At 49.5% G+C, this 13,576-nt stretch carries 9 protein-coding genes; 6 read left to right on the top strand and 3 right to left on the bottom strand.

All coding sequences use genetic code 11. The features are described from left to right. The first annotated feature begins 40 nt into the window (after nucleotides 1-40). The 6 genes from QF039_RS26425 (at nucleotide 41) to QF039_RS26450 (ending at nucleotide 8,638) form a co-directional block, all read left to right on the top strand. Nucleotides 41-1,456 carry a site-specific integrase gene (locus QF039_RS26425; protein ID WP_232013046.1) on the top strand — a complete coding sequence of 472 codons (1,416 nt, stop codon included), beginning with the start codon at nucleotides 41-43 and terminating at the stop codon, nucleotides 1,454-1,456. Next, complete coding sequence (locus QF039_RS26430) at nucleotides 1,449-4,682, top strand: hypothetical protein (protein WP_307521453.1); 3,234 nt, start codon at nucleotides 1,449-1,451, stop codon at nucleotides 4,680-4,682. Before QF039_RS26425 ends, QF039_RS26430 begins: the two co-directional genes overlap by 8 nt. Next, the gene (locus tag QF039_RS26435; protein ID WP_307521454.1) at nucleotides 4,679-5,347 is read left to right on the top strand and encodes a hypothetical protein; all 669 of its coding nucleotides are present in this window, start codon (nucleotides 4,679-4,681) and stop codon (nucleotides 5,345-5,347) included. Before QF039_RS26430 ends, QF039_RS26435 begins: the two co-directional genes overlap by 4 nt. Next, nucleotides 5,334-5,807 (top strand): hypothetical protein, encoded by a 474-nt coding sequence (locus QF039_RS26440; protein ID WP_020308644.1) that lies wholly within the window; start codon nucleotides 5,334-5,336, stop codon nucleotides 5,805-5,807. The genes QF039_RS26435 and QF039_RS26440 overlap by 14 nt, the downstream gene beginning before the upstream one ends. Further along, nucleotides 5,804-7,969, top strand: a complete 2,166-nt coding sequence (locus tag QF039_RS26445) for an AAA family ATPase (RefSeq protein WP_307521458.1) — start codon at nucleotides 5,804-5,806, stop codon at nucleotides 7,967-7,969. Before QF039_RS26440 ends, QF039_RS26445 begins: the two co-directional genes overlap by 4 nt. Before the next feature lie 111 nt (nucleotides 7,970-8,080). Then, on the top strand, nucleotides 8,081-8,638 hold the full coding sequence (locus tag QF039_RS26450) for a hypothetical protein (protein WP_307521460.1): 558 nt from the start codon (nucleotides 8,081-8,083) through the stop codon (nucleotides 8,636-8,638). A gap of 232 nt (nucleotides 8,639-8,870) precedes the next feature. Here QF039_RS26450 and QF039_RS26455 read toward each other — a convergent pair whose 3' ends face one another. The 3 genes from QF039_RS26455 to QF039_RS26465 form a co-directional block, all read right to left on the bottom strand. Beyond that, entirely contained in the window at nucleotides 8,871-9,257 is a 387-nt protein-coding gene (locus QF039_RS26455) for a hypothetical protein (RefSeq protein ID WP_307521462.1), read from the bottom strand. A gap of 164 nt (nucleotides 9,258-9,421) precedes the next feature. Then, entirely contained in the window at nucleotides 9,422-9,823 is a 402-nt protein-coding gene (locus QF039_RS26460; protein ID WP_307521464.1) for a hypothetical protein, read from the bottom strand. Between the two features lie 852 nt (nucleotides 9,824-10,675). Continuing rightward, the gene (locus QF039_RS26465) at nucleotides 10,676-13,504 is read right to left on the bottom strand and encodes a metallophosphoesterase (protein WP_307521466.1); all 2,829 of its coding nucleotides are present in this window, start codon (nucleotides 13,502-13,504) and stop codon (nucleotides 10,676-10,678) included. Nucleotides 13,505-13,576 lie beyond the last annotated feature (72 nt).

Genomic DNA, 13,576 nt, shown 5'->3' on the forward strand with positions numbered 1-13,576 from the left:
CACCGAAAGCTAGATGGGTGTTGTATTTGGAAATGCGCTCGTGAAAAATTTCATCTTGGTCGAGGCACCGCTCACAAGCGAAGCTAAACACCTATTGCTTCACCTTGACCCGGATATGCCCGACGAGCTGCGGGAATTCAAGCCTTTTACCCACTACACCATCTGGCTGGCACGTAGGGGTTATGCCCCCAACACAGCGAAGCTTTATGCCGAGCACGTGGGGCGGTTTGTGGATTACGTGTATGAAGCATCAAAAACCCAGTTCGCGGCGGATGTCGACGTCACAATTGAGACCGTCATCAACAGCTACCAGGCGTATCTGCTGTTCGGTAAGGGCGCTGCGAACCCGATAGCATTGAAATTGGCTGACAGCCTAGGGAAGGAGAAGCTCACAGGCCAAAACTCCCTAGCGCAGACCATCGAATCGTCGATTAAATGGTTTCTTGATGTATCGGAAACTAAGAACAGAATAGCGCCAGACCAGTTATTCAGCGCGTTCTACACAAAGCGAGCTGAGTACCGCAGCCAGTATGAGATTTCGGCGCACAAGGCCAATTCTTGGTTGGCCGCAGTCATTCGTGACTCGATTAAGTCGGTGATGCCTAAGCGCAAGGGAGACAAACTATTTCCCCAGGCAGCACGCAGGGACAGGAAGAACGACCAAAAACCGTTCAAGACGGTAGCATTTCCCATCGAACGATCCGTGGATCTCATCAGGCAGTCAAAGCCAGCGAAGTCCAAAACTTTCTATAGAGATATGACCCTCTATTCCCTACTCGCGGCAACAGGCGCTCGTTCTAGCGAGGCCCTGCAGGTGAGGATGCCCGATATCGACGATGATGAGTTCGCAGTTTTCCTCCGCGACCCTTTTGCACGCAAAACGCCTGGAATTACAGAGGATGAATACCAGTTCCTTGCCTGGAAGGGACGGGTGACCGAAATGACGTTCATGATCGAACCCTTTGCCGGGATGTTCTGGGAAAACCTTGAGAAGTATTTGACCCGTGAGTACAACTCGAGCGTCGACCATGACTTCCTCTTTCAAAACCTCGATGGCAGGCCATTCTTCGCTAGCGACCGAAGCAGTCGAGACAAAACCTTCAAGAGCTACGCCCAAAAAGCAGGGGTAGAGGACGTCACAGGCATTAGCGCTCACTCGCTGCGACATATGTACGGAACCTACACTCTTAATTACTTGCCAGTTCCCGGACAGAGCATTCCAGGACTGCCTCTAGCGTATGTAAAAATCCTAATGGGTCACGCTAGTGCCTCTTCTACCATGAAGTACGCCAAGCACGACACTGACATAATTGAAGCCTATATCCAACACGCCAATCAGTACGTATCACAACGTGGCGAAGCATCTTTCAAGACGATTCGAGCAGACTTCCACTACCGGCAGTTAGAGTTACTCGAGGAAGAAGCCAAGCGTATTGAAGGAGAAAAAAATGATTAATCTCACCAAAGATATTCTCATTATCAAGTCAGGAGAGGACTTGGAGAGATCGATCAAGGAGGCTATTGCCAAAGCTAAGGCATGTGTTTCAAAGGTACTTTTTGAGTCCAAGCACATCGCCCCTAGCAAAATCTCAAGCGGCTCCGTTAATGAGTATTACCAGGCCTCCGTCCTACGTTTCTTTAACGACCACTTGGATCCGGTTAACGCCCCGGTATACGATGAAGATTGGGTACACAATCTCCATACCTGCACGAAGAAAACTCCGGACGCGAAAATTGCCAAGCAGGTGGTTCCGAAGACCGCACACGACTGGATTAACAAGTCTTCACTGGAAAGGCTTGCTAAAGATTCAATATTGATTTTGCATTTTCTCTGGCAGGAAAAAGCCGTACTTCTTCCGTTAGATACCAAGAAGCCCACTGGCAGCAACGAAACTAAGAAGAAGCATTTCGAGTTTGCTGCAGCTGACTACACTGAAGTTCTCGCCTTGGTCAGCAAGCCTTTCGTTCCTCATGTCACATACGAGAACATTCTTGATATAACTACTGTTATGAAGCCGAGCGCCATCAAGAATTTCGAGTGGTATGCCTGGCGGATGATTCGCGCCACCGACTGGCACCAAATTGAAGACATCAGGCCGGTTGACATCTCTGATCTTATTGAACATCTAATTAAAACACGCCGTGGCGAAATCGACTGGTTCATGTATCCAATTGCCCCTGCGGCTTTTCTGAGCTACGTCCAGAAGCTATACCCTGAAAGGTGCCAGCAAGCCACTACCCCTCCAAAAAATGATAAGACAGCCAGTAAAAAGGCATTAATCTCTGGTGAATTCAACATCCCTGCTGAACACCAAAAAAGCGTCGATCTCTGGTTGAAATATCAAGGCAAGTTTATTCAACTGCTAAAAACCAAAGGAATGAAGACTTTTAGGCACTATGAAAGCAGCTTCACGGTGTTCAACACGTTCCTATTTAGTGAATATCCTGGAAGAACTGGTCTACTTCCACCAGGGCCTCGAGATCTCAATCGTACACACATCGAAGGAGACGGCCAGGTTGGTTTTCTCAGTTATCTTCGCAAGGGTCGGTCGGGCACAGCCGTTCAAAAGTCCCTGTATCACTTGGAAGCTTTGTTTGACTACCTGATAGTCAACTCTAGCGCCGATGAGGAATTATCTGGCTTCGTTAATCCGATTTCCCACATCGATTATCCAATTGTAAGCAGAAGCTCTGGCACCAACAAGCCAGCTTTCGAATCCGAGCACTTTCCCATTCTGCTGCAATACTGTTACGCAATTGAGTCTTTCTCAACGCACCTTGCCGACAGGGTTCATGAAGAGCAGATCAATCTGTATGACAAAAAATTCAGGGCAGATATACCCACAAAGAACTGGAACGAAGCCCAGAAAGTTATTCAAACTGAAAAACTCGGGTACGTACCGGTTGTTTTCTATCGCAACCCAGACTTTGACGCCAGTCAGCCAAAGTCAGATATCAACCGCCCGATGAAATATGAAGCTCTACACCTTCTCCCTAGGTTCGTAGTGCCCATTATCGAACACAGTGTCGAAAGGAATGGGCAATGGGTTTTCTATCCCCAACTGAACTACATTCGACACAACATCGTAGCGCTGGAAACCGGCGTTCGAAGCATTCACATTCGGTGGCTGGAAAAGCTAACCTATGATATGCACATTGATCGATCTAGACCGCTACCGCCTCTTTGTAAGTTGCGAATCAACACAGACAAGGCAAATGGCGCTTGGGATTCCACTGTTTCCAGAAACGTAATTTATGTTTTAGACCGCCAAAAGGCCATGATTAAATGGTTCAACGATCCGTCAATGGATGTTCCTGTTTGGTACGACTACCATGAAGAAAGCCCATTTGGAAAAATCACCTCCCTGTTCCCTAAGGGCGAAACTCCTGGTGTACTGACAGGAGAAGCCTATGGCAAATACTTCAAGAGGCTTGTCTATTCTTTTGATTTGTTCTGCCGATTCCAGCTGGGAATTAATACTACGAACGCGATGCCAGAAGCTGTGGGTGACCTAGAGTCAATTGATGCGCCTCTCGATTACTTGGCGGCACTGAAACTCGAAGCACAAGCCTGTAAGCTCATCGAGCATACTCCGCACTCTTGTCGAGTTTCAGTAGTATCCGAATACATCAGGGTATTGCCGCCACATATCATAGGCGCGTTCATCACGGGGCAAGCCACTGAAGAACACGTCATGTATTACGCGAAAGTCGACCCTGCATACCTGAAGTCGGTAGCCCAGTTTCAGAAGATGAGTGTCGAGCAGGGCTGGCTCATTGATCGTCCAGCAATGTCCAATATTAAAGCCGAAGATGTCTCCTCAAAGCTCCAGCAGGCTTTCCGTCGAGACAAGGAAAAGTCTCTGATTGATTTCGGCGCCATCTCCTTTGACCGCGAGATGAAGGACGATGTCGTGTCAGGCGTCAGGGCCGCAAAACAGCGCCCAATTGATTCGCTGGCTTTCATGCCCACACACATCTGCCCGTACGGCAATCACTGTCCAGCGGACGTGGTGAAAGACTTGGGTGCCATCCCTGGACTGAGTACGCCATGCGGTGGTTGCTACTACTCAGTCAAAACTGTCGACCATCTGCCTAGGATTCACGGCCATATCCGAGCTTTAACTGATGAATGCAGCGAGCTAGAGGCGTACATCGCAGAGGCCAAAAGGAATGGTGCATCGCTAGAAAGCCTTGTACAGAAAGCCAACCGTCGCAAATTCCTGGCTACGGAGATCATCTCCTGGAGCGTCACAGCACACTGTCTCGAACAAATGTATAGCGAGATTAAAACGCGTGAAAGTTTCTTGGTAGAGAAGCCTGAAATCGTGTCAGAACATCTGGAACGTCTGGAGCTGAAAGAGCACTCGCTCTCCAATCTCATCGCCCGCACTGCTGAAGCCAAGTCACATGCAGAGTATTTCACTCCACAACTGAACCAGCAGCTCAAGGTAGCCAGGAACAAGCTGCTGGCGTTCACAGGAGACTTCAACCGCATGCTGGAAGAAGCCCCGACTGGTTTCACGTTAATCGATGAATTCAGGGGACTGATTCGATCTGCCTGTGAAGTCCTCGGCATTTCGCTACACGAACTGAGCGATGCAATGACCAAGCCTATGGCTTTGAATCGCCCTGATTCGATTCTGAAGCTAATTTCGAGCCCTGGGAGTGTCCCAGCATGAGCAAGGGTGCAAAACCTGGCCAAAATCGCTTTGCAGGCTCCCAGAAGAGAAATAGCGAGTTCAGGATCAGCCGGATAAAGGATGAAGTTGTCCCGAGACTGAAGACGTTTGTGGGGAAGACATCTTTTGACGGCATTACCCCTTTTTCCAGGTTTTGTGCAGAGCTTTACAACACCGATCTGCCCGTAAACGAGAAGAAGATAGGCTATCGCACACTGGTTCAAAGCACCGATTATTGGGCATTGATCGGCCCACTGTTCCATAGATATTGGGACTCCGCTGGCAACATGGAGTCCACGAAGAACAAGCTAGTCGAGAAGCTATCAGCGCATCGGGCAGATGGGCTCCAAGCAGAGACAGAAAGGCTGAAGAAAGAAATAGAGGCTCTCAAATCAGCGCTTCGTACTCACGGGGCCACCCTGGCTCCCATTTCGGATTCAAAGCACAGTGATCAAGCCTTCATGACGAAGTTTGATAAGACCTGCCGTGCCCTTATGCTGGTGCTCAAAGCGAGCGACGGCATGTTCGTTGTTGACATGAAGGCCGGAAAAATCACCTGCACATTTGATGATCTCGAACCTGCTGAAGGGCTAGTTCCAAAAGATATTGCCGAACCCTTCGTCCTTTGGATGAAAGCCAAGGAAAGCACTAATGGCGACCGGTGATCAAAAGCGCTCTCCGTACGACCGCTACAGGGACTATGTGCTGCAGCTTGAACAGGCTGGAAAAAAGTTTCCTGTGAATCAGTTTGGCGCCGTCAACTTCAGCAAAATCGCTGATGAATGTGGTAATCGTAGGCAGTGGTTTTCTGAAAGCGCCAAGAAGATCTTTTGCTCACAGGGCAAAACCCTTGAGCAGGTCATCGCGAAGGACATTCGCCGCATAGGCAGTGAGTTTGTTGCGGCCAAAGATCCTGAGTCTCTGGCGATTGATATGGCGGATTCGAAAAGTCGCGAAGCGAATCGGTTGCGAGTAATGCTTGAGCAAAAGTCGAAGGAAAACGAACTGCTCCGCGAGCAAGTTGAGCAACTCTCTGCCGAGCTGCGGTTGCTTCGCACATCTGCACAGGAAATCAGTAGCCAGCAGGACTTGATGATCGACTCCGGGCGGTCATTCATCCTATGAGCAATCTGTCGAGCGTGATCCAGGTGAGCTCGGTGAAGCCAGGCAGTTTTGGCGGTGCAGTCTTTTCCGGGCGCATCATTGGCCAAAACAAAATTTACACATGCAGAGCAAGCTATAAAGTCATCACCCGCATTCCTCAACCCGGTGAATGCTGGCAGTTCAAAGGCTCGATCACAGGGCATGATCAGTACAGGGATTTCGTTCTGATCGAAAGCTGTCACATCGTAAACCTGCCCATAGCGGCATATGTGGAACGATTGCTGATAAAGCATCCTGCATTTCGCGGGCTGTCATTCGGCAAAGCGAAAGTCTCGAAACTGGTCAGGGCATTTGGCGCAGAAAACCTTGCTCAGGCATTGACTGCAGGCAGAGTCAGCCACCTGGCGGAACTGATTAATCCTGATCTCGCCCAAAAGGTCGTGGATGCCTGGAGGACACTGCAGGACGAGATTTCAACAATTGAATTTCTCATGGAGCACGACTTCGATCCTGGGCTCGCCAAAAGCGTTCTCAAGGTTTGCCAGACGGATACGGTAGAGCGCCTGAAGCTTAATCCGTACAGCCTCATTGCGTTTCAAGGCATCCACCCAAACATGTGGAAAATCGTAGACGCCGCAGCAGCCAAGCTAGGCATACCTCGTGATGACCCACGCAGGCTGGCCGGGCTTGTGGAGAATTTGCTCTATGTGCGCTTGGATCAGGGCCATACCGCATACGACATAGAAGAGCTAAAAGCCGCCCTGATGCAGAAGCTTCCATCCGCCAGACTGGTAGACCAAGCTATCGAATGCGCCCTACAAAGGCGTGCTGTATGCGTTAAGAAGGATCAAGGGACGACGCTTATCCAGCCACTGGGAGCGGCCCTTGTCGAAAGTAAACTCGAGCAGCGAGTCGCGAGTCTACTGTCCGCTCAGGCCTCATTGCTTCACGGTTCTCCGCAGGAACTGGAGCAAGCGATTGAAGATTACTGCGCACACGGTGAGAGCGCGTCTGGATACCCACTCACCCGAGACCAGAAAAATGCAGTGCTGATGGCGCTTACTAATCGCATCAGCACGCTGACTGGATTTGGCGGTACGGGCAAGACAACGGTGCTGAAAGCCATCGTTGATATAGCCTCTCAGCACCGCCCAGTGCATGTCTTAGCACTGAGTGGAAAAGCCAAGGAGCGCGCCAAGGAGTCTGTTGGCCGAGACACCTACACGATCCACAGCTTCTTAATCAAAATCAGCACCGCAAGCTCAGGGATCAGCACTGGAGGCGACCCTCTGGTAATCATTGATGAATCCAGCATGGTAGACATCGCCTTGATGCTGAAACTGCTGAATGCCTTCGCGAAGAAAGAACTGTCTCTCTTGCTCGTAGGCGATACTGGTCAGCTATCACCGGTAGGTTATGGAATCTTCTTCCATGCACTGGCCAAATCGAAGGCGATACCGTCGACCCACCTGATAAAGGTTCACAGGTCTATCCAGAACAGTCACCTTCAGAACATCGCCATGAAGATTAGATCTGGTCATCTGGATACCTTGCCATTCTGGAATGGCGAGCGCGATGGGGTTTATCTGATCCCCTGCACAAACACGCAGGACATGCTGACACACCTCGCGAAGATCAAGCAGATCATCCCTGACGCTCAGATCCTGACGCCACACATGTCTGATCGCATGCCGGATTCCGGGCACAAGATAAACAAACATCTGCAAAGCGCCCTCCAGCATACAGACGAGACGCAAGGCATCTGGATGGGCAAATACTGGCTGCGAGTTAACGACCCCGTCATCGTCACCCAGAATAGCTACGAACATAATTTGTTCAATGGCAACACCGGGATTATGACTGGCGTTACGTCAATCGATGGCCAGACTTCAGGTGTGTTTTTCTTCAATGGGTTCGAAGTGACCCTGTCCAGGATGGACTTGTTCGTGCTGGGAATGAAGCTTGCCTACGCCATATCCATTCATAAGGCGCAAGGCAGCGAGTACGAGACGTCGATCCTTTGCACTCTGAGTCAAAGCGAATTTGTGGAACGAAGCATGCTGTACACAGCCGTCTCCCGATCTAAGCGGCTGGCTTTGATCCTAAGCACGCAGAACATCATGCAGCAGGGGGTAGCTCGCCCAAACCGAAGCGACACCCTCTGTGTTGGCTTCTCGGTTTGAATACCAAACAGGTCGTTAGCCCTACAATATTGCGGGCAGGGCTTTCGCTTCAGGCGCCTTACCCTCCTTGTATGATCGCAGAATCCGCGCCCAATGCCTCAAGGTAGGAGAATGTCATTGAAGCTGTTCACAAGCCTTTGGAATCTCATCAACCCCGACGGTCGCCCTGACTGGGAGAAAGCGCGAGAACGCGAGTTCATCTTGGCAGCGAACAGCCTAAAAACCCTTTCAGTCACCGACCGGGGCGGCATGTCTATCGACCCTGAAGAGCTCCGCGACCAGATAGTCGCCTCGCGTGAGCAGTTGAAGCATCTTGTCCACAGGCCAGAAGCGCCTAACCGATCATTCAGAGCATCGGAAGATGCCCAGGTGGTACAGCTAGTGAGTCTCACCGTAGAGGCACCGGCGAGCGCCATGGACTGTATTGAGGTGGTGGCTTGGCGTCGGATGCAGACTGGCGCTGCAGTTCGCTACGTGTGCCTCCAGTCTATGAGTAAGGGACAATTCGCTGTCGCTTCAGCAAGCATGTTCACAGGAGCCATAGAGAGTCTCCCCATTTGGGTCGATGGCAATACCAATAGGCAAATCGCGAACGCTCTACAACTTGGTGATCTCCAGTGGTACGCGGCTGTGAGCGAGGCTATGGATGCTTGGGATGCGGAGCTTTGATGACCCTGAGCGTTCAGTTGGGGCGTGACCTTTCGGGGAGGGGCTGTCGTAAACCGAGCCTTGGCGCAAGCGCCGGCATCTCAGCCCTTCGGGCGTCCATCCCACACGTCTGCGCGCTCCGCTTGCCCTATCCAGCCGCATAATTACCTGGCTTCGGATCGGGCGGTCAGACAAGGTGAGCTACATCCAAAACCACAGGAATCAGAGCTTTCGTAAGTTTAGGGGAGGTAGTTCAATCTTTGAAAAAAGCGCCGCAGGCTTCCATCAAAGCAGTCGCGTCATGGAGAGCTCGGTGGTGCCTAGTTGTTGGCAGTAGGCGATAAATGTCACTAGCCGCCTCCCGACCGACAAAAACTTCCAAAGGCTTCAACTCAAAGGTCAGCATCAGATCTGCGGCCTCGAAAAGCACATCGAGCCAAAAACCATCTTGTGGTGAATCGCTGCAAAGCACCTGCCCTGAAAACAGCTGATTCATATTTCTCGCCACAGCCACTGGGGTATCACCTTCGTGATGTAACTGATTTTGAGAGAGACCGTGCATGTCTTGCGCATCAAACGACCAGTGAGTCCAGTACCTAGCTGGTTTGATCAGCGTGTTGAAGGCAAACTCACTCGACACGACAGCCACCTCAATGGGATAGCTATCTGGGGCTATCCCTGATGCCTCGAAATCGATAAAAAAGAAGGCCGTTCCACCTTGCTACTCCTGTTTGAAGGTTGCGACTTTCAGCGGCAACACCGACTGCTTGTGTGTTTGCGCCGCCATCGCTCGAACCAGCCGTTCTAGCTGTTAGCAGCCTTTGCAAGTCGATGCTCTTGCAGATGCTGCATCTCACGCTCCCATTCAACCAGAAATTTATCCCAGTCTGAGGCGTATGGCCCGTCAAAAAACCTGGTCGAACCGACACTTGCTTGATTGAAGCGCTCCCTCCATGGCTGCGGAATAGTCTGCTCCAGGATGATGTCGATGCCGGAGTGGTGATGCTGCAGCGTGACACAATCCCGAAGCTGGTTGAGCTCGAGTGCCTTGTAAGCATGAGGGGAGTCTTTTCGCTCTTGAAGGTCAAGGTCATCGAGTATGGATAAAGCATCGAACGCCTTCGAATCGCTTGGAGATATGTTCGCAAGCATCCACAAAGCCTTTCGTCTCTTGGCTTCCAGCTCGCGGAGTTCATCGTCGGGCATTTGAGTTACCTCTTGTTGGCGCTGATGGCGTGCCGCCAGCGGCGTCAGGCTGCCGTGAATCGAGCCCCGCCAAGGAGTGTCTCGCCCCTGCGGGCTCGCATCCCTCACGCCTGCTCCGCTTGCTTTTTGTTTTCGCCTCTTTGAAACATAGATCGTAACGCATCCTGCCCTCAGGATTCGCAGCTCAGCATTGTTATTAAAAGCGCTCTGTTATCGTTCTGAAAGTAATTTAGTCGTCCTTATTCATTAGCCTCTGGGGATCCGTGAATGGACAAACTCCGACGCGTACCAAGCAGAGCCTACCAAGCGGTTCGCGATCTCGAGCGTCTAGTGGATGTCGAGGGTTGGCGGATATCGATTTACAACAACTGAAATCAGCTCCACTACCGCGAAGAATGCGTCAGCCTTGATGGGCGGCGCTGGTCGTTTGACTCGGGGGATCGCTTCGGCACTGATCCGGTGGCGCTGTTTAGCACTTAGGACATAAGGCACTAGAACTGAAGTCAAAGGGTTTGTAAGTGCGAATTATAGCTTCGTTGAAATCAACACTTATGGAGCATGCTGTCGTTAACCTGCCTTGGTGTGGAAGCCAGTGACTCCCCTTGTAGAATTCCTCCCTAGAGCCTTCGGCTGCGGCCTACGCAATGTGCTTGCTTTAATAGATTTCACAGCTAAGTGATCTGGCACAACTAAAGATTTGTATCGAATCCCTGGAAGCCTCTTCTCGTGCCTTAGAGCTAACCTAGATTGCGGAGAAATACAAGCTGAATTGAATATGTCATGAGCGGTTTAATTAACCAGGCAGTGCGAAGAAAATCACTGCCGGCTAAACAATTGAACGACCAAGTATCCTCAGCGAGATACGTTATTTACGAGGACTTTTAAGGCTTGAAATGACAAGCTTTGTATCCGGTAGCCATCTGGGAGCGAGGCGTTAGACTTATAATTGGATAGTGCTTCACAAAGCTCTAGCAGCACCCTAACAGCATCTGCGCCCAAGTAATTTTTCGCCCTCTTCTTCTCAACTTTATTGAGATAAGCCTTGTGGCCTGGGAATGGCTTGCCCGGATTGAGCCTTATGAAAAGATCCATAATAGACCAAACAGCATCTAATGCTTCCACGAAGACTTCATCAGCGTAATCACGATGTAACGCGACCAATATCTTTGTGACACCTGTGAGATACATGAGGGCGCCCGGTATGTCTAGCCGCGTATTCTCAGCCTCATCAGAAAGAGAAAACAACGCAAATGTCGCACTCTCGATTAGATTACGACTCTCGAGCTCACAAAGTGCCCACTCGAAGTAAAATCCTTGCTCGGGAATTTCGCCTTTGTAATTCCCAAAAAGAACAAGCGCATCAGCAGAACTATTTTCTCTTCGGTAAAATTTGGCAAGCTTGGTGAGTAGCTTGTAGTTTCCAGGATCGGTTTTAAGAAGTGATTCCGAAAGAGAGATTGCAACAACATTCTTCCCTTTTTCAAAAAAAGCATCAGCCATTTTAAAGCGCCAGAAATCGAAGTTTGATACACGCTCTGTCTTAGCTTTTTCTTCTGCAGCGACCGCCAAGTCGACAAATAGTGAGGCTGTATCGACGTCAAAGTTTCTCTCAAGGACTTCCACCAAGGCTTCAGCTATATAGCGATGCCGGGTAAACACTGTAGTAGATGTCCCAGTGGCAGCAGCCTCGTCCCCTAACTTATTAAGGACTATATTTTTTAGCCTTGGAATACTCATATTCATAGCCGCAGCCAATACGTCGTATGTTAACTTCTCGAAACCTTCTGCGTGCATAACTGCAATATAGGCAAGAGCATCTCTGAGCGTTTTACCTTCAGAGACCTCTGTTTCATCAAGCCGCGAAAGCATTGCTTCTGCATGATCTAAAAGCTGTCCGTTATGCCGACTAAGTAACAAGGCTCCAAAAAAAGCTCCGGAAGTTCTCTTGGACTCTTGCTTCGCGAAAAATCTCAGTTTTTCAACTCTGCCTGAGCTGTCTAAATTCGCCAACCCCCCGTCGCCTAATCCTCTTTGTCCAAACGCTTCCCACGAATTGACAATTCTCTCAGCGTCGGCCTTATTCAAATCCTTTAGTACAATTTCCTTGTATGCGCAAGAAAAGCTCCAAGGCAATGAGCTTGCTTCATTCGCTCGCCAATCTGAATCGCGGCAAGCCAGGATCATGTCTACTTGACCCGAGTATCCATTAAAATCCCCCTCAATAAAGTCGAGCAAGGATTTCGCTACCTGATCCGCCTCATCGATGACAAACAACCAATCATCATGGGTATTTAAAAAAGGCAGTAACGCTTCAGCATCAAAGGGGCGGAGGTTATTATTTCTGTATAGGATTTTCTTGCCTGGGCGCTCTTTAATAATTTCATAACTTGCCTGTAACAGTGCCGTCGTTTTCCCTTCACACCCAGCAGCTAGCAGGGTAAATACTGCAGGAAGTTCAGATGAGTTAGACTTAAGCCTGTTAAAGGCCACCTGTATTTCAGAAACGATCTCTCGCTTTGGAATTGACGTCGATAGTGCGACTTCCCAAGTAGGACTCGCACCATCAAAAAAATATACTGCCAAATCTTCTTCTATAGGCTTCACATAATCTACTAAAGACTCAATACCTATGATCTTCCATCCCCCCGGGAGCGCGCCTAGTCTTGCGGCAGGGGCTCTAGGGGCAGTAAGCGGCTGAGGCAACTGATAATCCCAAGTCACACCCACCCGATGGGCCTCTGGAAACCCGGCGGAGTCTAATTTCCAATCTTGTTCTGCAAAACTCCAAATAAATGGTTGGAAGCTTACAATCTTAGTATCTATTTTGGCTTCACCCCACAAGATGCTGTTTTTCCACTCGCTTGTTTCAGGCGCTTGGAATGAAGCTCCGGCTTGAACCGTCATAAAGGACGAGCCATTAGCATATTCGGGCTTACCCCAAACCTTATGCATATGTCCATGAAGGTAGAGCACATTGTGCTTGCCAAGCAATGTTTTAATTGGCTCAATATGGTTTGGAGATAGCCAGTCTAGAGGATGATGCCCTAAGACCACCACTAATTCGCACTCATTAGTTTTTTCTAGAATATCTCTGACGAGCGGGATGCCGGGAGTAAGTTTCCCTTTGTCATGTTCATCTCTGCATAACCAAGACGTATTGAGCCCAACGATTCCAATCCGCACTTCGTTTACCGTCATTATACGGCAGTATGCACCAGCGTCTTTTTCGAACGAAGCCAAATCAGTGCCATAAGACTCATTAATAAAGTTCTGGAGTCTGTCAATCAGCATTGATCTGTCTTTTCTAGACTCGGGGGTGGGCTCGAAATTTCCCTGGAGTACAAGATGTTCATCGCGCCCAAAGTTTCTGTGAACATCTCTCTGGATATCGTGATTACCAGGAACAACAAAAATTCTATCTAAGTATGTTTCGCCAAAATGTTCAGTCAATGGATGAATAACATGTTCATTGAATAAAGCGTACTCATCAGCCAAACCGGAATTTGCGATATCGCCAGTTATAAAAAAGAAATCTGGCGCACCCTCTTTGTTGCTTTGCGATATCGCATGCTGCACTATCTTCGATGCAACAAAAGGTTGTTGATACTGGTTGTGAGGTTTTTTACCGAAATGAAAATCAGACAGATGCAACCACTTTAAAGTCCGCAAAACTATGCCCATCCCTGAAACTGTTATTGGGAAAGACTAAATATCAAATATAAAGGCCAATGGCCACTGTTTAATTGGTTTTCC

Source organism: Pseudomonas sp. W2I6 (assembly GCF_030815935.1).
GTDB lineage: Bacteria > Pseudomonadota > Gammaproteobacteria > Pseudomonadales > Pseudomonadaceae > Aquipseudomonas.